Raw genomic sequence first — 23,068 nt, 5'->3', positions numbered from 1 at the left:
ACATGGCAACAAAGGTAATGACTACTGCAGTTGTGTAAGCAATGTTTCCGCCATCACCCACAGTGCCCGGTTAAGCTTCACATCCCCGTCAATGCCACGTACGGCACGGGTGTGCGTCCGCCCGCCTTTAACATTACGACCACTGAGTCCGCCCTTAATCAAGTTTTCCTGCACGCGCTGATAGGTAGTCCACAGGTCATTGCTCTCATCCTGCCAGCGGCGCGGGGAGAGTATCTGCGATTCGGTCACGGGCTGGTGGTCCTCACCAAAGCGGTAGGTGAACGCAGCCTTTGCCAGTGCCTGCTGCGCGGGAGGCGGCAACAGCAGAGACTGCATGGCATCCCGCTTTTCTTCCACCCGGTCAAAAATCCCCAGCACCTCATACGCTCCCTCAATCACCTGACTCACCACATCGCCTTTATGTGGTACCCGCACCTCACCAAACGACTCGCCGCAGACGAGGCCGTTCTGACACACGGCACGGAATAACCCCGGCAGCATCTGATACGAACTGGTGCCATCGTGAGAGTTGAGCAGGATAATTTCCGGTACCTGCTTACCGGTAATCTGTCCTTCCCGACGCAGGCGAAGCATATGCTTTGTATGCTCCCGACGGCCGGGGTCACGCACCCGGGTCTGACAGGCAAAGAACGGCTGAAAGCCTTCCCGCTGCAGGCTATCGAGAAGGGAGATTGTCGGTATGTACGTGTATCGCTCACTGCGGGATTCGTGTTTGTCCTCGCTGAATACGCTGGGCACCACCCGAAATAACTCTTCACGGGTTAACGGACGGTCACGACGGATAAGGTTTGCTGCACCAAAGCGCGAAGCCAGACGGGTCATAGTTAAACTCCTCATTGCTGGAAAAATAGATACAGGAAAACCCCGTCGCATAAGCGACAGGGCTTGGGGAATCACAGGAAGGGTTAAATACTCAGAAGAAGAAATCCCAGACGGCGCGGGCCACGGACACCACTGTGGTGCGTACGGCCTGAATGATGGCACGCACCGGGGCGGGTATCAGGGGAAAAGCGATGACTGTATCAAGCACTACACCAACGGTTTCACCGAAATCGTCTCGGGCCTGCTCTTTTACCTGTTCAGTACGAAAGGGGCATTGTAGTTGCGCCACAACCGGGCTGCTGGCCTCGCGTGGCAGGCACTTAATCATCTGCTCTGCCATCACCCGTACTCTCCACTGCAGACGGACCGATATGGCACACACCGGATGCACGGGCTGGAACAGTTCGTGCAGCAGGCAGATTTTACGGCTGATATTTTGTTTCTGCTCTGTGGACAATTTATCTCCACCGCTGCCAGGCTCGGCTTTGTCCGACTGACTGATTACGAACAGCACCTTGTGCCGGTATGCTTCACCAATCACCTGCTGGTAAAAATGCTCATCCGTTACCAGTGCCCGGTCATCGGCCTTAATCAGCCACAGCACCAGGTCAAGCCGGGGAAGCTGGCCCCGATACAGCGCAGCATATTCGTTATCACGAGCACCACTTTCGCCTACACCGGGCAGGTCCACGATGGTCATAAAGCGCTCACCGACTTGCAGACGAAATCGCAAAGGATCACGGGTGCAGGCCGCCACATCGCTGACCGGTGATATACTCCCGGCAAACAAGGCATTACACAGGCTACTCTTCCCCGCCCCGGTTTTACCCATAATGCCGATCACTGGCTCATAATGGGTTAACTGATTAATCTGCTGCAATATACGTTCAGACACCCATTGCGGTAGGCCGGAAAGCGAATGGTTTAGTGGCTGTAAACCTCGTGGGTTATTCATGATTACTCCTGCAATAAATAAAACTAAAACGGCAGAACCGTGAAGTTCTGCCGTTATGCTGGTATGTTCATGAAAATGATATATATCTCAAAAAAAATTGGAATACGCTTAAATAGTATCACTTCCAACAATCGTAGGGATAGTTGACTATTGACTCAGATGGATATAACTGTTCTGTAGACGCTTTATTTATTTGTAAAGCAGCAATGAATATATAACCGTCTCTAAACCTCACAACAGGAACCCAAGAAAGATATGCCGCACTTAAGTGTTTTTTCTTTTTTTGCATGTATTCAGCAATTCCGTCATTGCAGAAATCGACAAGCTTCACATAGCACAAGGAATGCAAATCAAATAAATATTCATCAACTATAAATTCGGGTATTTCAATCTGTATTAATTCATATTTAAAATTTCTCCCGAGATTATTCTCGACGCATAAATATACATGTCGAACATCACCTTTTGATTCTGGCTCGAACAATTCAATATGGCCGCTTACTTTTTGACAAAACTCCTTTCGATATCCCTCCCACTCTTGACGAGGAGGCAGTGAAAACTCCATGACTGGTTTTGGAGAAATACTAAAAATGAGTTTTTTTGAAAGTAAATGCAAATGTTTTAATGTAATTTCGTCCTTTGTATTTTGGGTTTCGAAGTGACGAACCTCATGATAAAACAAGCTAAAAAGCCTACTTTCAACCTCCTGAGTAATTCTATTCTGATATGTCACAAAATCAAGAATAGGTGCAGTGGAACGTAATAACTCACATATTACTTTCGAACGTGACGTGCCATTGGATTCGGCATACCTGTCGATTGAATCAATCGTTAAATTATCATCGGTGTTAAATGTTATTCTCTTTATCATAACTGTTATGCATTTTATTGATTATGCATAACAACCTATCACGAAGGCCCGTAAAGCGCCAGATCGCACTGCAATACTTCAGATTTCGCGCACACATTTTTTCCTGTGTAAGGCCACCATACGAACCTGCGATAGAATCCTTGAAACCATCAGTTCTTACTGATTTAAGGTTAATTAGTATTATCACCCGGAGTTAACCATCCCCTTCCTGTAATCAATACTCATACCTGTATAAAAAATACATCACACATCTATCTATTGAACCCCGTTTAGTTTGAGGATAGATCATGAAAGAACCCTACAATGCTAACCCTAATTACCCTATGCATCGTTTACTTCTCGAAGATATAAACCACCACCTGGATGAAATGTTTGAGCGTTATTCCCGCTTACTGGCTTTTCGTATGGATTTTGGCTGGAAACAAGGAAGTGAACGCTCGCAGCGTAATCTCATGGATGAGATGGAGGGCGAGATACAGCACCTGATGGACGTGGTAATTGGCCGAAAGATGGTTATTGGGTACTACTGGGTAATTGAATACAGACAACGTAAGGGGCTACATGTACATGCCATGATTTATCTTGATGGGCAGAAGCATCGGAAATGTTATCCGACCTCGCGTGCGATAGGTGAAGAATGGCGCAGCTTAACAGACGATGAAGGTCTCTTTCATCTGTGTTCCAAGAAAAAGCATTTCGTTGCAAGCTCGGGAACAATAGTGGATCACCGCAATAGGCAAGCAGTTGATGAACTACGTTACGTAATCAGTTATTTAGCCAAATCTGAGCAAAAGTCACGAGGGGTTATTGCAGGTATGAATGCTATACCTCCCCGCAGCCGTAGAGGCAGGCCCAGGAATGAATAGCGACAAGTAAATATTGAGCCGAAGTTTTTTACAACAAAAGCCATTGATGTGGAGGAGCTGGCAGTAACCATCAGTTTACTAACGGCTCCGGTTATTCATCCTTAACCGGAACACATCATCATGTATACAAAACCTGCATTACTTGAAGATCAATTCATTGATATGAAATTCATCACCAAATTTACTGGCCTCAGCGATAAATGGTTCTATAAGCTGATACAGGATGGATTATTCCCTAAACCCATTAAACTGGGCAGGGCATCCCGTTGGTTAAAAAGCGATGTGGAAGAATGGTTATATTACCGCATTTACGAATCCCGCAAATAATAATTCCATAAGACCTTTTTTCAATGTCCCTTAATGATTATTTCTAGAGGGAATGTCATGCCATAAAGACCCAATGAAACCTACGCCCCCACAATCGCCATAATGCTGTTTACGATGCACATGTCGCAAATACACGGACTTCCGGTTATGTTCATGTGTAGGTAAAGTAACTTTTACAAGTACTTAAAAATTGTTGGTTATCGAGGCGGCCGCTGGGTCGTTTGCTCATAGGCGGTTAACCGAGCATGTTCTTCAACAATCGGATGAAGCAACCTATCAATATGTAAGATGTAAGCATTGCTCTGCATCAAGCCAAAGAAACCGGGCAACTTAAGCGTATGTATTAGAGTTTGAGAAATTGCATCTTTGCCGCTTTTTGCCCGATGTAGTAGCACGCTGCTTAGGGAAAGCTGGCTGGGGTGAACTTGAAATAAACTATCGCTGAAATAGCTACAGAGAGGACTCAAATTGTTTGTTGAATCAGAGCCCATTAATCCTGAGGTGGCAATCAGTTACACATGAAACGTCATGCCAAACCTCAATCTGATAAATCAGCTATGCAGGTACTTCTTGAAGTTCTCCGCCTGCTCCAGCACACTCTTGTAGACCTCATCGTTGGCCACAGGAGGGAAGCCATAGCGGTGTAGAAGCAGGATAAGATCTACTTTTAGCTTAGCCTTAATGTCGTCGCGGTTGCTCCAGTCGGGGTACTGGGCACTGTCATCGACAATCACCTTCATCTCTTTTGCCAATTCCAACATCTTATCCTCGTCATAGGTGAAATCATATTTCTCACACATATGCGCCAGGATATCGAGAAATGCCTTTTCTTCCATGTCGATACCGATATCGGCAAACGACATCATCTCAGTCTTAATGTCGTAGATCATGTCGGCCATCTGCTGGGTGAAAGTATCGAACTCTTCACCGTTGAGCACGTCATTCTCCTTACGCTGGTTGTACTGTTCAACCAGAGCCTGGAAACGTTTGGAGAAGTTGATCCCCTGAAGTTGGTTCACCTTTTGAAAATCGCTGATGGCTTTTGCTAACATTTTTTGCAGTAGTTGCATCCGGGTGTTGGGCAACTTGATCTTACCGATGCGAGCCATGTACTCGTCGTCAAAGATGTCGATGGTCTCGGCTTTGTCCTCACCTAAGGTGAAGATCTCTTCCACCCCTTCAGCCTTGAGCGCCTCGGCAATCATCTCACGCACTTTCTGATTCATCTGCGCAGTGTCCGGTGCATCGCCCTTAGTCAGCTTGTAGACGATAGAACGCACGGCCAGATAGAAATGAATTCGTTCACGCTCTTCCTGAGAGATCTCTTCACTGCCAACGCAAACGTCATAGGCAGCTTTGAGGCGTTTTACCAATCCCATAAAGCGAATCTCAATCTTCTTGGTCTGCAGGGCAAACTCGGCGGCCCGGTTGAGGCATTCCAGTTGTAGGGTCGGTGCACCAGAGAAGTAATCGTGACTATCGAACGTATAGAACACCTGAGCAAGCAGATGCAGGTGATTACGCACCTCAATCAGTGACTGTTGGACATCTTCAAAGTTAGATTTATCAGCTTTCGAGTACATGGCCAATGCCATGTTCATCCGGCTTTTAATGCCAATGTAATCGACTACCAACCCCTTTTCCTTACCCTCAAACCGGCGATTTACACGTGAGATAGTTTGGATCAGGTTGTGCTTTTGCAGCGGCTTATCGATGTAAATGGTATCTAGTTCAGGCACGTCAAAACCGGTCAGCCACATGTCCACCACAATGGCAATTTTGAAGTTGGACTTAGGGTTCTTGAACTGCTTGTCCAGCTCCCGGCGGTACTCCTTAGTACCGAGCAAATTATACATGGCCTCTTCATCATCCTGGCCTCGGGTCATTACCATGTTGACCAGAGGAAGACTCATCAACTCTTTTTTCTCTTGCTCGCTAAGGGTGACGCCATCAATAGCCTGTTTCGCCTCGAACCACTCGGGGCGCAGTAGCTTCAAACTCTTGTAGAAATCGTAGGCAATCTCGCGGCTGGCACAAACAAACATCGCCTTGCCTTTGATAGTCGAACCTTCCGTCACCCGTTTTTCGTAATGCTGGGTGAAATCCTTGGCCAATACTTCGATGCGATCCGGATCGCCCAAGATGGAGTTCATATTGGCCGTGGTTTTCTTGCTCTCTTCAATCTGGTGTTCACTGGCGCCCAACTTTTCGCATTCTTGGTAGTACTGCTCGATCTCTTCCAGCTTACTGTTATCAAGCACCACTTTGGCAGCTCGCCCTTCGTAGACAATCCGCACCGTGATTTCATCGTTAACCGATTCGGTCATCGTGTAGCTATCGATGGTGGGGCCGAACACATCCAGAGTGGCGTCGATAGGAGTGCCGGTAAAGCCAACATAGGTCGCGTTAGGCAGCGAGTCGTGTAGATACTTAGCAAAGCCGTAGGTCTTTTTGACCGTTCCGCTTTCAGCATCAATGCTGATCTTTAGGTCGAGGTTGATCTGGCTGCGGTGGGCTTCGTCAGAAATACAGATGATATTGCTGCGATTGGAGAGCAGTTGAATATCTTCAGTAAACTTGTGAATGGTGGTCAGGAATACCCCGCCGCTGGCGCATCCGGCCAGCTTGTCTCGCAGATCCTGACGGCTGGTGACTGGTTCAATCACCGCATCGCCGATAAAAGCGGTAGCATTGCAGAATTGCTTGGCGAGCTGCTCATCAAGATCGGTGCGGTCGGTAATCAGAACAATGGTCGGGCTGGCAAAATCGACGCTCTTCATCAGCAGGCGGGCCAAGAACTGCATGGTGTAGCTCTTGCCGCAGCCTGTGGCACCAAAGTAGGTTCCCCCTTTACCGGTGCCACCGATATTCTCGCCGTTGGCCGCTATCTGCTTGCGCTCTTTTTTGATGTTGTAGTAAAGCTTGCGGGCGGCGTAATACTGCGGGTAGCGACAGCAGATCTTCACTTCCTGTTTGCTGGTGTCTGGGAAGAAAACGAAATTCTTCAACACGTCCAGCAAACGGACCGGATGAAATAGCCCTTGGATCAGAGTGTAAAGACCGTTGATGCCATCTTGCTCGGTGGATTCATTACCGTTCACCTTGCGCCAAGCGTAGTAGAACTCGTAAGGGGCAAACAGGTTACCCAGCTTATTGTTCACCCCGTCGCTGAGAATACACAGGGCGTTATAGACAAACAGATTAGGAATATCGCGCTTATAGCGCACACAAAGTTGGCGCCAGGCGTCATAGGTGGTGGCCTCTTCTTCACGTACCGCCGACTTAAACTCGAAGACTACCAGCGGCAGGCCGTTCACATACAAGATGCCATCGGGGATACGTAGTTGCAGACCGCCGTCACGGGTCTGGCCTTCTATCTCCAGTTGATTAACCAACCGGTAGATATTATTGCCCACCTCGGCCATCTCTTCGCCATGCCCTGTAAATAAGCTGACTAACTGCTCTGACAAAGTGCGGGTATCCATCAGCTCGATATAGAGGTCTTTCTTATTACGATCTTCACGTTTAAGTAAAAAGCCGTTGCTGAGCCAGTGGCAGAAGGTTTTATTGCTCTGGTAGAGATCGCTGGCAGGCAGCGTCTGCAGCTGATGGAGGATATGAGAAATCTCCCCTTCCGTGATCCCCTCTGCCTGATACTGGTTGGCCAGATACTGGCGCAGGTCATCCGTAATCAGCACCTCACTTTTCTCTTTGCGTGGCACATTACTACCGACAAAATGAGGGTAGCAGGGTTGGCCTTCCGCATTCGAGTGCTGTCCCAGTAGGGAGATAATGGCCTGTTCCAGCTTCGCTTCCGTGAAAATATGGCTCATGGCAATGGCTTCTTATTCGTGTTGTGGTCGGTATCGCCGATCAAGTAATAACCGCCTCACCATAAATAAACCGTGTGGCGGTAGGATGGTTTATGCCAATACGTCCTCTGCGGTATCGACCTCACTAACGCTAAGACGCAGCTCACCGGAGATTAGTTTGGGGAGCAGAGTGTCGCGGAGTTGATTCAAAGTAATATTTTCGTGATGTCGAGAATCAGCAGATGTATAAAAATCGTTCACTTTTTCGGAGAAAAATAGCCTCAAACTCAACGTAGGTACTACAAGATCCCACCCTAAAATGGCTTTCTTATCGCCCCTCGGCATCTTTGAGCCTTTTGAAGTAGCCATCATGAAGTCAAAAAATGTGTCCTGATACATCAAATTGAATAAATAGCTTTCGGTGCCTGAAACTTTAGCTTCGAATCCGAGGACATCATTTGAGTAACCGCCATTACCTTTCGCCAACCATATTTTTTTAAAATAAGGTCGAATGTTAGAAACAAGTACAGTTCCTGATGTATATGCAGGAACACTATTGACGGTTGGGAGCGATGTTGCAGGTTGTACACCTTTTCTATCGACGAGCATGTTTTCGGTCGATATATAATTATCAAGCGTTAATTCCGCAGTATTGACGCGCTCAGTCCTATAACGAGCTACATCCGAAATACATCCGTGCTTCCACCCCTCCGGCACCCACCCCCCCAAACCAAGTGAAGGTTCAGAACATTTCTCAAAAGCTGCAGGGAATAGCTGGCGGATATCTTCCGATAAGGGTTTGAAGTTTGCACTTCCTCGCTCCGCTTTACGGGCCTCAGCACGGCGCAGCAACTCATCAGAGAACTCTAAATCCTGCTCGAAAAAGCCTGCATCCAATGCGTTATCAACCACGGGATCAAAATCCACAAACCATGATTTAAACAGCGCTTGTGCCATTTGCTCTAGGGTTTGGTTGATTTGGCGGTTGAGGGTGATTTTGTCATCGAAACAATTCAGAAAGTTAGCAATTTTTTTTTGCTCTTCTACCGACGGAACTTTAAACCTCAAACGTTCTAACGTTTGGAGGTTAATATTATCCTGAACTGAACCAGTCGCTTGTCGCTGAATATCTTTCCTAAGTTGTCTAAATACATATTCAATGAAGTATACGTCTGCTTTATTTTTGTCAGCAATAAAACCGATAACGCTATCGGGGAAACAAGCCGGATATTGTAGTATGCCTGTCTCAGCTATATTAGCCGCGATTGTTATGCACATTGTATTTGCGGGCCAAAGCCTACTCTGTGCCAAGCCTGCATCAGAGTATGTTTGTTCATGAGAGGAAATCCGGCCCTCAGATGCTTTTACATCCCCTGTTTGAATGAAAGGGTATTTTCCACCATATAGATGCTCAGCATATCTAGGCCGATGCCTTGAGCGGCCACGAGCAACCTCACCTAAATCCGATAGTTTAACTTCTCGCCAACTATTACTCTCCATACCCCAACGCCTCCATATTGGCGCGGATCGCCTGATCCAGCGTTGCCGCTTCATCCAACTGGCGATAAAGCGTTTGGGTCAGCTCCTGCATCTTGGTTTCAAAAGCAATCCCATCATCCTCAATTTCAGCAGCCCCGACATAGCGACCCGGAGTCAGCACAAAGTCATTGGCTTTCATCTCATCAAGCGTCGCGACTTTGCAGAAACCAGCCTGATCCTGATATTGCTCGACACCGATCTCTTTAGCCTCGATGCGGCGCTTGAGCTCGCTTTCGCTACTGCGCCAGGCGTGGAAAGTGTCGGCTATGGTGGCAATATCCTCTTTAGTCAGCTCTTTTTGGGTACGGCTCACCATAGTGCCAAGATTGCGGGCATCGATAAACAGAGTCTCACCACGGCGATCGCGGTAGCCATATTGAGGATTGACTTGTTTACTTTTGCTGATAAACCACAGGCAAACCGGGATCTGGGTGGTGAAGAACAGCTGCCCCGGCAAGGCAATCATGCATTCGATACGGTCATCTTCAATCAGCTTTTGGCGGATCTCTCCTTCGCCGCTGCTATTCGAGCTCATAGAGCCATTGGCTAGTACAAATCCCGCAGTGCCATCTTCGCTCAGCTTGGAGAGCATATGTAGGATCCAAGCATAGTTAGCGTTGCCGGTGGGTGGAGTCCGAAAGCCTGCAAAGCGCGAATCGTTTGTAAGCTCCGCTTCGTTGCGCCAGTCCTTCAAGTTAAAGGGTGGATTGGCCATGATGAAATCGGCCTTGAGATCTGGGTGTTGATCGGCAAAGAAGGTATCGGCCGGACGCTCTCCCAGATTGCCGGAGAGTCCGCGCACAGCCAGGTTCATCTTGGCCAGCTTATAAGTGGTGCTGGTCAACTCCTGACCGTAAATAGCGATGTCCTTGCTCTTCCCCTGATGACTCTCGACAAATTTGAGGGACTGCACAAACATACCGCCTGAACCACAGCAGGGGTCATAGATCTTGCCCTGATAGGGTTCGAGCATTTCAGCGAGTAGAGTCACAACTGCTTTCGGGGTATAAAATTCACCACCACCTTTACCTTCACTGGCGGCAAATTTGCCAAGGAAATATTCGTAGACCCGACCAACTAGGTCCTCTTCCGTCAGATCACACTCGTTAGCTAGGGTGTCGATGTTTTCGATGCTATCGATGAGGGAGGCTAGTCTTTTTACCTCCAAACCCTGACGTGAGAAGTAGTTATCCGGCAGGGCACCGGTCAGCGACGCATTGCGTTTCTCTATAGTAGAAAGGGCCGTATCTATAATCACCGCGATGTCATCTTGCTTCGCGCGGGTTTTGACATAAGACCAGCGGGCTTCTGGTGGCAGGAAGAAGACGTTATCCTGCTGATAGAAAACATCCATATCGACAAAGGCTTCCTGACCGTTGGCGATCAGTTCTTTGCGCTTGGCTTCGAACTTGTCGCTGATAAATTTCAGGAATACCAGACTCAACACCACGTGCTTGTATTCAGAGGATTCCACGCTGCCACGCAGCTGGTTGGCAGTATCCCAAAGAGTCTCTTCGAAGCCTTTGCTAGCTTTCTTGGTTGGTGATTTAGCCATGTAAATGCGTTCTCTTTTTCTTATCAAAACAATTGGATTCCCTCGGTTTGGGAGCTAAACCCTGATGAGAGGAATCCTCATTATGGGTTAATCCCTGTGCGAGTGGTCGCCAATGTATACAAAGTGATATTGACTGGGATTATCTCATAAAATCAGCCGGACTTAATTGCCTAAGGCCAAGATGGGTACAAATCGTCTGAAGCTCAGCTTTGAACCAAAAGCGTAGAAAACTTCACGAGGACGTTTGCCTGATGCCAAATTGCTGAAAAGGATCTAATGAGCTTACGACTCCTACCAGAGTCTTGGGAAAAGATGAGCATTACATGGTCCTATAGGCTGCACACACTTAATGCATGTCTCTCGCTCTAACTGAGTGTAATCTCTGTTAATTAACGAAAGGATAAAAAAACACACCATGACAGCTCCTTCCCAAATTGACACAACCAGCTTACTCACAATACTGGGCGTCATCGCCGCTGTATGGGCGTTGATATCTCCTACGAGCAGACTACGACTTCGATTCTGCATGGCTTGGTGGGATTGGTGTATCGGTGGCGTGGTCTTTCTCCTCATTCACTATTTAGTGTTTGCTCCTGTTTTAGAGAAGCTTGGGCTGTACTACAGCCTAGGGCCATGGAAATGGGGGCTCAATAGCTCAAGTGCGGTTTACCTACTTCTTCTCTCTGTCTCCTTATACTACTTTTGGCGTACAAGGTCTCCTAAACTGGCCAGAGGAAGAGTTCGCATCTTCCGCGAGCTAATTGAAAATTTGCATCTTACAAAGCGTTACGACGAGTTGGTGTTGCTAGTTGAACCCCAGTTGTCGAAACTTATTTCCTTAACTAAGCAGCAATCTTGGCTTGTTCGCATGATTAATCATCTAGACAAACCCAACATTGACATGTCTGCTCTATTTCACGGGATTAAACCTAAAGCAAGACCAGCTTCGCGCGTATACATAAGCCCTTTACTCCAGTATTTGAAGTCGTGCCGTTTGGCTCGCAAAGAGGCCAACATAGAAGCCCGTGAAATCCTCATAAATCTAGTCACCTCTCCTCAGCTGACAATTCACCTGGCTCTTAGCCATCCGCATTTTTGTCTCAAGCTCCTTCAAGCCGACGAAGCGATACACTCCGACTTCATTGAAAACTACATAGATGCGTTACTCGCTGCACCGGGAAGCCGCCTCTACGTGGAGTTAAAGAATAACCAAAACCTGCATCGTGGAAATCGTCTGCTGCTACAGGAGAACAACCGGTTACTTCGATTCTTCTTCGCCGATGCAGCTTCGGCAATGAAGAACGGTCTGGATAATGCCATTGGCACGGCGGTAGATCGGCGACTGGATGAAGATAACAAACTAGCTGAGAAGTTGAATAAACCCTTAGGCTCCTACTATGACTCAGGAAGATTTCATTGCCCGATCAATTCGGGCTTAACGCTCTTTGAAATCATGGTCCATGAGGGTATTCATCAGGGCCTGCAAGACCATATGTGGTTGCATTACTTCGGGCACTTCGCGGAAAAAATTTTGACGCAAATGGATACGTCACCCGATGACGAAACCTATCAGGAATGGCCGACACCTTTTCATTATCTTCTTTACCGCTTAATTAGTATCGCTACCGATTGGGCCGAACAGTGCGCGCTCATTGATGATTCAGAGATTCCGGAGGCGACACGCTCCGCTGATAAATTTGACCAGCACTATATTTCTAAAGAAGCGACCAAAGTCCTTGGGGTGATGCTCGAATACATCATCCCAAGCGAGAAATTATCTCCTGCATTCAAGAGATATCTGGTGGAAGTGGTCGTACGTTGTTACATCAAACTTGAGAACAACCCCAAGTTGTCTGATGTCGCATTGGCATGTATGACTAGCGTAATTATGGGTAAGGATCTTCCGACAAAAATCTCTCATCGTTTAAAACTTCGGGATGTATTTAGGAGTATTGACCACATGATGAGGAAGGATGCATTGAAGTTTGAACAAACCTTAGATGAATCACTTACGTGATGTCCAAAACGGATTAGGGTGAAAAGTTAGCATAAGCTATTAATCCTCTGAAAGCGCATGACTTACTTAAGCCTGCGTTGCAGATATTCTCGTGAGCTCAGGGGAAAAAATTTGCCTATAAAAAACCTGCTTGTAAGCTGGCTTTTTGGCTCTTTTGACTTAAGTCACCGTTGCTTGAGACGTATAACCAAGAGCATATAAAGCGTAACCAATTGAATATAAAAAATTAATACCAACTACGTTGTGGTTTTCACCACTTTTTTGGCGTATGAAGCAACCATTGGGTTAACGTATTCATAGCTTTAAAATTTGGTTGTGCCTAGCGAAGGTATCTGTTCTATGGACGAGTAATCTATTGGAGGTTGCATTGATCGTTCCTCTTCAAAAAAAAACTGAGGCTGGAAAGCCTTACACACGTATACCTGAAAATGAAATCAGGTTGGTGGAACTCAGCTCTGTTTCAGATGGAGATCTGGTAGAGCTGTGTCGGCAGAGTAGGACACATCCGCAATACGTTCCTATCGAATGTCTTCTTTACTACGTTCGACGCTGCGCATCAACTAACCCATCCCTTTTTGAACAGCTCTTCAAGGTTCTTTCAGAACGAATATTTAAAAAGCTTCCGAGATCCGAAAGCCAAGGCGTAAATACCGTATCAATGACAAATAGCGACATCCGAGAAGGTGTGTATGACCGTTTCATTGAGATGCTTATGATCGACAAAGCAGGCTACGAGGAACGATTGGACATGTTCGAAGTGCGTTTTGATCTGGCTTTATCGAGATTAAAAAAAGACGCTCAAAGGAAATCTTATCGGGCTGAGAATAGAAATACCGATTTGGGATTTGATGATGATTCGGCCGACCTTAATCCAGAAGTTGAGACTGCATCTGAGGGGTATGATCCTTTTGAGGCAACAGATATCGACAATTATCGTTACCGTTGTAGGCTTGATGCGGCGATTGAGGCTCTACCTGAACTACAGCAGAGAATCATTGAAATGACCCGATTAGATATTCCAATAGACTCGATAGACCCAAATGAGATGACTATTTCCAGGGCACTCAATAAGGTTGAAAAGACCATTCGTAATCAAAAAAAGAAGGCACTCGCAAGTCTTCGTATACTGCTTCAAGGGGACCTATGATGACAGGACTTTCACCTCAAGCATCCCTGGAAGAGGTACTAGAGTCATTCTCTATAGAGCATGATGTAGGTACAGCAACCTTGCAAAAATATCTTACTGCATATCCAGCGTTTTCCAATGAAATCATCGATCTATCTCGTGAAATGGCAAGAACATTAGCAGAGGATGAGGAGCCGCTATCTGAATATGATCGCCGCTTGATCAGTTCGGCCGTCACACGCATCCAAAATGCTCCAGGAAAAACGATGATAGATCCATTCGCTGATCTCTCAGCTCAAAAAATGCGTGATATCTCCAAAGCACTAAACTTACCTCGACAGGTAGTCATGGCATTTAGGGAACGAACCGTAGCTGCCGAATCTATTCCTCAGCGGTTTTTAAGCAGATTCGCTGAACTGCTGCAAAGCAGTGTACAGCAGCTCACAACCTCACTTGAACAGCCACCCATGGCGGTTGCAGGAAGTTATAAGTCCGACGGGAAACCGCGCAATGTGCAGAAGATTACTTTCGAACAACTCCTTCGAGATGCTGATTTGTCTGAACAAGATATCGCTACCTTAATGGAAGAGGACATTTAACGTGCAAGCCGTGGAATTGGCCCGCGAGGCCGCTGCTGTTCTACATGATCAAGCTGTAGCTTCCGGACATGACCCATGGAAACCATACGAGTTTGCTGTTGCAGAGGCGGACAGAAGAGGCTTTGACGTAGAGAGCACAAAGAAAGGCTCACCTAACCTCAGAGGCGCGCGAGCACGTTTCTTCCCAATGGAGAAGTTCATTCTCCACGAAAAATGCACAACCCTTTTTGAACAAGCGTTCCTAGTTGCCCATGAAATCGGTCACGCTGAACTTGGCGACGGCATAGAAGAGGATGATCAAGGCTATACTATAGACCCAACAAGAACCTCAGAAGCTTCTCCGATGGGAGCTGAGCGGGTTATAGACTATAGTCGCAGGCAGCGTCGAGAGGTCCAAATGGATCTATTTGCACGTGAGTTTCTGCTTCCACGGCATGTAGTAAAAACGCTTTATCTGGATGGAATGAGTGCGTTAAGTATTGCAGAGAAGCTTGGTGCGCCATTCGATGTGGTTGCGCAACAGATCTTTGATGCATTGTTACTACCCCCACCTTTACCTGAAGATACAGAGTCCACGATTGAATACCCTTTGAACGCTGAGCAGGCGAAAGCCGCCGCCCATCGAGGCCCGGCCTTTCTGCTTGAGGCCGGGCCTGGTACGGGCAAGACTCAGACTCTAGTTGGACGGGTAAAAGGATTGCTTTCCGATGGCGTAGATCCACGAAAAATTCTTTTGTTGACGTTCTCTAACAAAGCTGCGGGAGAAATGGCTGAAAGGATCGCTCGCGTTGACACGGAAGCTGGGGCTGCAATGTGGATTGGCACTTTCCACTCATTCGGCCTCGATCTGATTCGTCGATTTCACGACGAACTGAATCTGCCGCTCGACCCTCGACTGCTGGACCGGACGGAAGCAGTAGAACTGCTGGAACATGAGTTTCCTGTATTAGATCTGGTTCACTATCGCAATCTTTACGATCCAACCCGGATAATTGCTGACATCCTCACCGGCATCTCGCGTGCTAAGGACGAGGTAGTCGATGCAAATGCCTACCTCGCGTTAGCACAGGCCATGCACGATAGAGCTGTTGGAATTGACGATATAGCAACGGCAGAAAAAACCATTGAAGTCGCCAAGGTATACGCCACTTACGAAACCCTCAAAAGGCAGGCTCAATGCATTGACTTTGGGGACTTGGTTTCATTGCCAGTGACGCTTCTTGAAGAAAATGAAGCCATTCGATCTCACATCCAATCCACTTATGAGCACGTTCTAGTCGATGAATATCAGGATGTGAACCATAGTAGCGTACGACTGCTAAAAGCCCTTTGTGGCGATGGCGAAAACTTGTGGGTGGTTGGAGACGCTAAGCAGTCAATCTATCGCTTCAGAGGTGCTTCGTCGTTCAACATGACTCGTTTTGGGAATGAGGATTTCCCAGGCGGGTTGCGTTATCGTTTGAAAACGAACTACCGGTCCGTACCCGAAATAGTGTCGGCATTTTCAAATTTTGCGCTGAATATGGCTGTAGGGGATGCTGACAGTGGCTTAAACGCAGAACGGACAAGTGATGCCCAGAAACCTGAGCTACGTTGCGTAGACCAAGGATTTCTTCAAGCGCCCTCTATTGCGGACGCGATAAAGGAGATGCAGAACTCCGGTTACAAGTACAGTGATCAGGCAATCCTGTGCACAGGCAATGAGAAGCTTTCAGAAATCGGGCAACAGCTCGAGCTCTTAGGCATCCCTGTACTTTACTTGGGAAGTGTATTTGAGCGTCCCGAGATTAAGGATTGGCTGACGCTGCTCTCCCTCTTAGTAGATCGTCGTGCAATGGGCTTGGTGCGAATAGCTTGCCTACCTGAGTTTACGATGTCACTGGATGATGTTGGCAGTATCCTTACACATTTACGTGAAGACGAAACCGGAAGTGACTGGAAAACCAAAATCGATGACTTTCAGATCTCAGACAATGGGCGCACAGCCTTAGATCGGCTTGCCAAAACACTGAGCGGTCTTAGCGCAAATGACTCCCCCTGGAGCGTACTGGCAACTGTACTTTTAGACAGGACGCGAATCGCGGCCCGTATGGCAACATCAACAGACTGCAGTGTCCGCTCCCAATGTATTGCAACTTGGCAGTTGCTCAATTTTTTACGAGCACAACCCTCCAGCGGTGAAGGGGTATTTATCACTCGCACATTAGATCGCATCCGCCGTTTGGTTCGGCTAGGGGATGATCGCGATCTTCGGCAGCTTCCGGCGGCAGCACAAGGCATTGATGCAGTGCGCCTCATGACTATTCATGGGGCAAAGGGGCTCGAATTCCCTGTGATTCACGTACCCGGCATGAACGCAGACACTTTACCCGGTAATCTGCAGAAGCAGGTTTGCCCACCACCCAATGGCATGATTGCAGGTGCTGAATCCAACGCCAAGGAGCAATTTAATCTGGAATATAAGGCGGAGAGGGAATGCTTATTCTACGTTGCCTTGTCCAGAGCTGAAGATCGGCTATTTCTCTATGCTACTACGCGGAACGCTGCTGGCAGCACCCGAAAGTTATCCGACTTTTTAAACCGTATAGGGTCCAGCCTGGTTCAAAATAACGTGGAGCCTCTACATGCGCTAATCGAAAAGCCCGAGTCATTACCTGTGGATTGGGTTGTCAGCGGAGACCTAGTTCTAAGTGGTGCTCAGATTTCCCTGTATGAGTCCTGCCCTCGCCGTTTCTTCTATACGCACATTCTCCAAATTGGAGGACGACGTACTCTAACGCCATTCCTACAGATGCACGATGCTGTTCGCAATGTATTCCAGGAGTTGGTCAACACCGCGCCCGTAAAAATAAAGGATATAGAAGATAGGGTCACGCAGGCATTTACTGTCGAAGGCCTAGCTGAACACGGTTACGCACCTGAATTTAAGTCACTAGCTATTGGCATGGTTAGCTATTTCGCTTCGATTAGGGAAAGCCACAACTCTGAAGCAACCAGTGTCTTCACAATGAAGCTTGGGGAAACCTCTATCACCATACAACCTGACGATGTATTGGTTCATCCAGATGGACGTAAAACATTTCGCCGGGTGAGAACAGGACATAAAAGAGATAAAGAAGAATCTGACTTAGGCGCGGCTGCCTTTGTACTCGCAGCACGGCAGGCTTTTCCAGATGCGATAGTAGAGTTAGTACACCTTTCTGACCAAACAGTGACCCCAATCGATCTGACCGCTAAGCAGTTGGATAATAGGTATAAAAAAATTCTTACTACCCTTGACTCAATAGTTAAAGGAGTCTTTCCAGCAGAGTCATCATCTCGAGTATGCCCCTCCTGCCCTGCATTTTTCGTCTGCGGATTGATTCCTGCAGGCGTACTTCAAAAAAAATCCAAAAAAAATTTACCGGTCTGATTGACCTGCATCGATTGAGTAGTAGAGCCAGACATCGTCTGGCCAAACTCAAAAGGTGATACAAAATGAATACTGAAAATATAAACGATATTGAAGATGTCGGAGAAGCAATTCGCGAAGGTCGTGCTCTGCGTTCGGCACGGGCCTACCGCATCTTGTTTGCTCAAGAAAACCTGGCTTTTCGCGCAATTGAAGTCAATGATCCTGTGCCACTTGGTCGTCAAATCCTGATTGCTGCTGGTCTACGTGCAAATGATGATTATAGCCTTTTTGCCATTCTGGAAACGGGGGATTTCGAAGACTTGCGCCTTGATGAAACCTTCGATTTACGCGGTCGTGGCGCAGAGCGCTTTGTGGCCTTCCAGACCGATCGCGATTTCAAACTGACGATTAATGAGAGTCAAGTATCATGGGGCAAGCCCGCAATTTCAGGCTCCGCGTTATACGACCTGGCGAAACCCAGTGACGGTGATGCCGTTTTCATGGTTATTCGTGGTGGAAACGATCGTCAGATTGAACCGAACGAGGCAGTAGATCTCACCGCCCCGGGAGTTGAGCACTTCATCACTGCGCCAAAGCGCAAACCGGAGATTGACATCGTAGTCAATGGCCGCGAAGTCCAGGTATGTGATAGTCACCAAACTTTCGAGCAGTTAGTCGCTATCGCTTACCCAGGTGAAACTCCAGCACCTGAGATTGTGTACTCAATTACATATCGCGGCGTGGCCTCAAAGCCACATAGTGGTGAATTGGCCGCTGGTGGCTTTGTTGAAGTAAAAAATGGGAGCGTGATCAATGTCAGCCGCACCATTCAGTCTTAATAGTGACCTTAAGCGCTTGCGTGAGGAAGGATACTACGTACAAATCGTGGGTGGTTTCTTGGTGATGCGTGAAGTGCCGTATGTTAACGCGCAGTTGGAAGTTAAGACCGGCACGCTTATCTCAAGTCTTTGTATGTCTGGAAACGTTACTCAAAAGCCAGAGCCGCACACGATTCACTTTGATGGAGACTATCCTTGCACTTCCCAGGGTGCACCCATCCAAGCTATTGCACATCAGAGCGTTGCGGTAGATCTGGGACATGGGTTGAGTGCTCAGCACATGTTTTCCAGTAAACCCGGGCCAGAGGGTTACAGCGATTATCATCAGAAGATGACGACGTACGCGACAATCATTTCTGGCCACGCAGCTATCCTCAGACCTGACGCTACTCCACGTGTGTTTAAAAATCCTGACGAGGAGGATGGCTGTGTATTTAACTATCTGGAAACTGCTTCAGACCGGGTGGGAATAGGGGCGTTGACCGCACGACTTGAAGGTCAACGTATCGCTATCCTTGGCACTGGTGGAACAGGATCCTATGTGCTGGACCAGTTGGCGAAAACTCCAGTGAGTGAGATACGCCTCATTGACGGTGATGATTTTCTTCAACACAACGCTTTTCGTGCCCCAGGCGCGCCGTCGATAGACACTCTCCGTGAGGTGCCAAAGAAAGTGGATTACCTAGCGGGTATCTACAGTAATATGCACCGCCATATCGTGCCACATGCAGTGCAAATGGACATAGATAATCTCAACCTTCTGGACGGAATAAACTTCGCCTTCCTTTGCATGGACGCTGGCGAGCCGAAGCGCTTGGCGGTGCAGAGGCTAGAGGATATGGGAGTGTCCTTTGTAGACGTGGGAATGGGCCTCGAGCTAGTAAACGGCTCGCTTGGTGGTATCCTCCGTGTGACGGCAAGTACCCCCAATAAGCGCGATCACCTTCGCAAGCGCGTGTCTTTCGAAGGTGGGGGAGTTGAAAATCTTTACGCGTCAAATATCCAAGTCGCAGAACTAAATATGATGAACGCGGCACTTGCCGTAATTAAATGGAAGAAACTCCTCGGCTTTTATCGTGACCTAGAAAACGAACATCACTGTTCCTATACAACCGACGGAAATATGCTGCTGAATGGTGACTCGCTATGATTCGTCATAACCAGCTTACCCCCTGCTTTGTAAAGGGGGTACCGCGTATACTTGAACCTGGCATTTTGTACGTTTCAATGGAATACGGTACCGTGGTCCACAGTTGCTGTTGTGGCTGTGGCCTTGAAGTAGTGACACCTCTGACTCCAACAGACTGGCGTCTAACCTTTGATGGGGAAGCAATTTCGCTTTGGCCATCGGTCGGCAACTGGAATTTACCCTGTCGATCGCACTATGTGATTCAAGGTAATCGAGTGGTAGAGGCTGGGCAATGGGACAAAGCTCAGATTGATGCAGAGAGGCGTCGCGACAAAGCGGCTAAGGCGCGCTACTACTCACAAATTGAATCTCCTGGGGCTCAGAAAGAGTTGAAACCGAAGCCTACCAATGGGCCTGCTGGGACGACGGCTAACCGAGAGACTATTTGGGCCAAGCTACTGCGATGGTTAAGTTAGGGTGAAGGCTTCAAAAGCCTTTCATTTTACTACGGTTGCTTACTGGGCACGGATCAATTAATGCATTTTTTATAAGGAGATAACTGCAACCGTCAACCGTATTTATCGGAAACTATCAAAACCAGATGTGTTTTATTACTTAAATATTCGGGGCAGATGATACACCCAGAAATTAAAAATCGACAATTAGCACTTTAAGGAAAACCCAAAAGGCAGCTTATTCAACATGCCGTCTTTCTGAGCAAAATGTGGGTATGTCTAATCATTTTAACTTTGGATCCATTTAATGTGTTGCGTGATTCCTTGCTCTAAGTTGAAAAGTACAAGCAGAAGCTTAGATCCAGAAATTGACATTGCTCAAAAAAAATATGTTTATCATTGTGCAGATCGTCACAAACCTACAGAAACAAATTAAGGAGGTAATGAGCTGTTTCTCTTAGGGTATATTTTAGTTAGTTTCATGTTCATATGACAGTCAAACAATATTAGATTAAAAGTTTAGTTAACACTGTTTCAGTTAAAATGATATAGAGGAGTAATGTAAATGATTAAATGGATGCGGAAAGTTTTATTGTCAGATTGCACCCCCTCAGTTATATGCTTTTTTTTACTATTAAAAATGGATTATTCAATATTATCTAGTTGGCCGCAGAATCAATCAATTGATAATAGAGTTAAACTAGCTTTGTTATTTATACACTTGATTATGATATTTGCAATTCTCGCCCCACTTATAAGCCGGTTATTATCACGTATAGATAATGAAAGGTTAAATAAATTTATCGTTCTACCAAAACCGGATAAAAATATCACATATATTGATTTATATGACTTTTTAAGCGGTCTCGCTTTATCTGCGTTTTACTTGTCCATCCTACTTTTTACAATGAAGGAAGTTTACGAGATAACTGGATGGGTTATTTCCGGCATATATGTTTTTTTAATGTTTATTTCTGCCATTTCAATTGCCTCACTTTCATTAATGAGATTTATATGGTTGTTTGTTAAATTTAATAAATATACCTATTCATTTGTTGCTTTACTTGCGAGCAGTATGTGTATGGCAGTTCTAGGTGTAGCCATGAGAATGGCCTCATAATGCTCAACTCGCACTTATTGTAGAGAAATCACAATAGCAGATAGGAAAAAAATAGTTTTACGATAGAGTGCTTTATTAGTTTTTATTCCTGTCTTTATAGATAATAGGGTTAAAAATAGTACTTATTAATTGCCAAATAAACAGTCTAGGCGCAACGACGACTTTGTGTTGAGATTGTGCCTTCGCTATAAAGTCGAAAATTATATGGGCGTAAAGTCCGCTTCACGCCCTAAAGTGTTCAACGAGATCCAGTTAAGACGAGTTTTTCTATTCTAGTACCAAAAAATATTTCGTTTCTTCATGGCGGATTCTGATCTGCCCGGATTGTTAAATGCTCCTCATATATTTAACAACTATTTTTATCTTAGAAACTGTTTCCCTAAGTCAAATGGACTAACCCCCTTCTCCCGATTCGCATCCAGATAATCCGCCCACCACTGCACCATTAGCCTCCGCTCCCCAAGATGCTCGGCCTTATGAATATAAGCCGCACGTACAGAGTTACGTTCCTGGTGACTCATCTGCCGTTCTACCGCATCCTTCGACCACAATCCCGATTCAATCAATGAACTACAAGCCATGGTTCTAAAACCATGTCCGCAAACTTCAACTTTCGTATCGTAGCCCATCACACGCAAAGCCTTGTTAACCGTGTTCTCACTCATCGGCTTACGAGGATCATGATCGCCAACGAAAATTAGCTCGCGATTCCCACTCATACTTTTGATCTTTTCCAGAATCAATAGAGCTTGCCGGGATAAAGGAACAAGATGAGGAGTCCGCATTTTCGATCCCCGATGTGAATGCTTCACACCTTCTAACGGTTCACGCTCCCCAGGAATCGTCCACATAGCATTTTCAAAATCGACTTCTGACCAGCGAGCAAAACGTAACTCACTAGATCGAATGAAGACTAACAACGTCAGCTCGACAGCTAAGCGTGTTAGTGGTCTGCCGGTATATGTGTCGATACGATGAAGTAATTCAGGAATGCGTTTGAGCTCTAGCGCAGCACGATGCTGTCGTTTAGCTGTGGCGACCGCTCCAGCGATTTCTTGTGCGGGGTTATAATCGATTAAACCGCTTTGCACAGCAAATCGCATAATTGCTGTCGTTCGTTGTTGTAGACGCGCCGCCACTTCAAGACGTCCAGATGTCTCTACGGCTTTTATAGGGATAAGTAAATCTCTGGTCTTTAGTTCAGCGATATTCCGCTTACCAATGGCAGCAAAGAGGTTATCCTCCAGGCTCTTCAGAACTCGTGCACTGTGCGACTCAGACCACTTCTGATTGCTGGCGTGCCAGTCTCTGGCGACCATTTCAAACGTTATCGCTTCCTGCTCTTGTTCTACCTTGACGACTTTCTTATTTTCACTGGGATCAACGCCGTTAGCTAAAAGCTTACGTGCGTCGTCACGCCGGGCTCTGGCATCAGCCAATGACACTTCAGGGTATTTCCCCAACGCCAGCATCTTCTCTTTGCCGCCAAAGCGATAGCGTAGCCGCCAGTATTTTGAGCCGTTAGGATGAACCAGCAAAACCATGCCGTCACCATCGGTAAGCTTATAGGCTTTTTCTTCAGGCTTGGCCGTACGAACCTTCACATCACTCAGAGCCATGT

The 23,068-nt window shown here is 46.8% G+C and carries 17 protein-coding genes; 10 read left to right on the top strand and 7 right to left on the bottom strand.

Annotated features, from left to right (window positions below; all coding sequences use genetic code 11):
* Positions 1–21 precede the first annotated feature (21 nt).
* From C3708_RS17965 to C3708_RS17955, 3 genes are all read right to left on the bottom strand, one after another.
* Positions 22–843 (bottom strand): DUF932 domain-containing protein, encoded by an 822-nt coding sequence (locus tag C3708_RS17965; protein WP_103949904.1) that lies wholly within the window; start codon positions 841–843, stop codon positions 22–24.
* Between the two features lie 91 nt (positions 844–934).
* Positions 935–1,798 (bottom strand): GTPase family protein, encoded by an 864-nt coding sequence (locus tag C3708_RS17960; RefSeq protein WP_103949905.1) that lies wholly within the window; start codon positions 1,796–1,798, stop codon positions 935–937.
* A gap of 118 nt (positions 1,799–1,916) precedes the next feature.
* Complete coding sequence (locus C3708_RS17955; protein WP_103949906.1) at positions 1,917–2,669, bottom strand: hypothetical protein; 753 nt, start codon at positions 2,667–2,669, stop codon at positions 1,917–1,919.
* Between the two features lie 287 nt (positions 2,670–2,956).
* Here C3708_RS17955 and C3708_RS17950 point away from each other — a divergent pair, with 287 nt between their 5' ends.
* Positions 2,957–3,535, top strand: coding sequence for an inovirus-type Gp2 protein (locus C3708_RS17950; RefSeq protein ID WP_103949907.1), 579 nt, complete (start codon positions 2,957–2,959; stop codon positions 3,533–3,535).
* A 120-nt stretch (positions 3,536–3,655) separates the two neighbouring features.
* Complete coding sequence (locus C3708_RS17945; RefSeq protein ID WP_103949908.1) at positions 3,656–3,862, top strand: AlpA family transcriptional regulator; 207 nt, start codon at positions 3,656–3,658, stop codon at positions 3,860–3,862.
* 551 nt (positions 3,863–4,413) lie between these two features.
* Here the strand turns inward: C3708_RS17945 and C3708_RS17940 are convergent.
* From C3708_RS17940 to C3708_RS17930, 3 genes are all read right to left on the bottom strand, one after another.
* Positions 4,414–7,695 carry a type I restriction endonuclease subunit R gene (locus C3708_RS17940; protein ID WP_103949909.1) on the bottom strand — a complete coding sequence of 1,094 codons (3,282 nt, stop codon included), beginning with the start codon at positions 7,693–7,695 and terminating at the stop codon, positions 4,414–4,416.
* Positions 7,696–7,785: 90 nt separating this feature from the next.
* Positions 7,786–9,174, bottom strand: coding sequence for a restriction endonuclease subunit S (locus tag C3708_RS17935; RefSeq protein WP_103949910.1), 1,389 nt, complete (start codon positions 9,172–9,174; stop codon positions 7,786–7,788).
* The gene (locus C3708_RS17930) at positions 9,164–10,768 is read right to left on the bottom strand and encodes a class I SAM-dependent DNA methyltransferase (protein WP_103949911.1); all 1,605 of its coding nucleotides are present in this window, start codon (positions 10,766–10,768) and stop codon (positions 9,164–9,166) included. The genes C3708_RS17935 and C3708_RS17930 overlap by 11 nt, the downstream gene beginning before the upstream one ends.
* 526 nt (positions 10,769–11,294) lie before the next feature.
* Between C3708_RS17930 and C3708_RS17925 the strand changes: the two genes are divergently transcribed.
* The 8 genes from C3708_RS17925 to C3708_RS17890 all read left to right on the top strand — a co-directional run bounded on the left by C3708_RS17925 (position 11,295) and on the right by C3708_RS17890 (position 21,447).
* Entirely contained in the window at positions 11,295–12,785 is a 1,491-nt protein-coding gene (locus C3708_RS17925) for a hypothetical protein (RefSeq protein ID WP_338091902.1), read from the top strand.
* 355 nt (positions 12,786–13,140) lie between these two features.
* Positions 13,141–13,932, top strand: coding sequence for a sigma-70 family RNA polymerase sigma factor (locus C3708_RS17920; protein ID WP_233210431.1), 792 nt, complete (start codon positions 13,141–13,143; stop codon positions 13,930–13,932).
* A complete protein-coding gene (locus C3708_RS17915; RefSeq protein WP_103949914.1) occupies positions 13,929–14,510 on the top strand; it encodes a hypothetical protein in 582 nt (193 codons plus the stop codon). The genes C3708_RS17920 and C3708_RS17915 overlap by 4 nt, the downstream gene beginning before the upstream one ends.
* A 1-nt stretch (position 14,511) precedes the next feature.
* The gene (locus C3708_RS17910) at positions 14,512–17,922 is read left to right on the top strand and encodes a UvrD-helicase domain-containing protein (RefSeq protein WP_103949915.1); all 3,411 of its coding nucleotides are present in this window, start codon (positions 14,512–14,514) and stop codon (positions 17,920–17,922) included.
* 65 nt (positions 17,923–17,987) lie between these two features.
* Entirely contained in the window at positions 17,988–18,743 is a 756-nt protein-coding gene (locus C3708_RS17905; protein WP_103949916.1) for a multiubiquitin domain-containing protein, read from the top strand.
* A complete protein-coding gene (locus C3708_RS17900) occupies positions 18,718–19,893 on the top strand; it encodes a ThiF family adenylyltransferase (RefSeq protein WP_103949917.1) in 1,176 nt (391 codons plus the stop codon). Before C3708_RS17905 ends, C3708_RS17900 begins: the two co-directional genes overlap by 26 nt.
* A complete protein-coding gene (locus C3708_RS23940) occupies positions 19,890–20,348 on the top strand; it encodes a DUF6527 family protein (protein WP_103949918.1) in 459 nt (152 codons plus the stop codon). The genes C3708_RS17900 and C3708_RS23940 overlap by 4 nt, the downstream gene beginning before the upstream one ends.
* Positions 20,349–20,892: 544 nt before the next feature.
* The gene (locus C3708_RS17890; protein ID WP_103949919.1) at positions 20,893–21,447 is read left to right on the top strand and encodes a hypothetical protein; all 555 of its coding nucleotides are present in this window, start codon (positions 20,893–20,895) and stop codon (positions 21,445–21,447) included.
* Positions 21,448–21,806: 359 nt separating this feature from the next.
* On the opposite strand, the gene C3708_RS17885 is transcribed toward C3708_RS17890, so the two are convergent.
* Positions 21,807–23,066 (bottom strand): integrase arm-type DNA-binding domain-containing protein, encoded by a 1,260-nt coding sequence (locus tag C3708_RS17885; RefSeq protein WP_103949920.1) that lies wholly within the window; start codon positions 23,064–23,066, stop codon positions 21,807–21,809.
* Positions 23,067–23,068: the final 2 nt, after the last annotated feature.

The sequence above is a fragment of the Lelliottia sp. 7254-16 genome, from assembly GCF_002922995.1.
GTDB lineage: Bacteria > Pseudomonadota > Gammaproteobacteria > Enterobacterales > Enterobacteriaceae > Enterobacter > Enterobacter jeotgali.
Note: the sequence above shows the minus strand (reverse complement) of the source record. Positions and strands in the feature narration are given on the sequence as shown.

Coding starts and splice junctions, on each gene's coding strand:
- C3708_RS17885 (WP_103949920.1), bottom strand. CDS start 23,066: ATGGCTCTGAGTGATGTGAAGGTTCGTACGGCCAAGCCTGAAGAAAAA.
- C3708_RS17965 (WP_103949904.1), bottom strand. CDS start 843: ATGACCCGTCTGGCTTCGCGCTTTGGTGCAGCAAACCTTATCCGTCGT.
- C3708_RS17955 (WP_103949906.1), bottom strand. CDS start 2,669: ATGATAAAGAGAATAACATTTAACACCGATGATAATTTAACGATTGAT.
- C3708_RS17905 (WP_103949916.1), top strand. CDS start 17,988: ATGAATACTGAAAATATAAACGATATTGAAGATGTCGGAGAAGCAATT.
- C3708_RS17950 (WP_103949907.1), top strand. CDS start 2,957: ATGAAAGAACCCTACAATGCTAACCCTAATTACCCTATGCATCGTTTA.
- C3708_RS23940 (WP_103949918.1), top strand. CDS start 19,890: ATGATTCGTCATAACCAGCTTACCCCCTGCTTTGTAAAGGGGGTACCG.
- C3708_RS17945 (WP_103949908.1), top strand. CDS start 3,656: ATGTATACAAAACCTGCATTACTTGAAGATCAATTCATTGATATGAAA.
- C3708_RS17960 (WP_103949905.1), bottom strand. CDS start 1,798: ATGAATAACCCACGAGGTTTACAGCCACTAAACCATTCGCTTTCCGGC.
- C3708_RS17900 (WP_103949917.1), top strand. CDS start 18,718: ATGTCAGCCGCACCATTCAGTCTTAATAGTGACCTTAAGCGCTTGCGT.
- C3708_RS17935 (WP_103949910.1), bottom strand. CDS start 9,174: ATGGAGAGTAATAGTTGGCGAGAAGTTAAACTATCGGATTTAGGTGAG.
- C3708_RS17890 (WP_103949919.1), top strand. CDS start 20,893: ATGATTAAATGGATGCGGAAAGTTTTATTGTCAGATTGCACCCCCTCA.
- C3708_RS17925 (WP_338091902.1), top strand. CDS start 11,295: ATGGCTTGGTGGGATTGGTGTATCGGTGGCGTGGTCTTTCTCCTCATT.
- C3708_RS17930 (WP_103949911.1), bottom strand. CDS start 10,768: ATGGCTAAATCACCAACCAAGAAAGCTAGCAAAGGCTTCGAAGAGACT.
- C3708_RS17915 (WP_103949914.1), top strand. CDS start 13,929: ATGATGACAGGACTTTCACCTCAAGCATCCCTGGAAGAGGTACTAGAG.
- C3708_RS17940 (WP_103949909.1), bottom strand. CDS start 7,695: ATGAGCCATATTTTCACGGAAGCGAAGCTGGAACAGGCCATTATCTCC.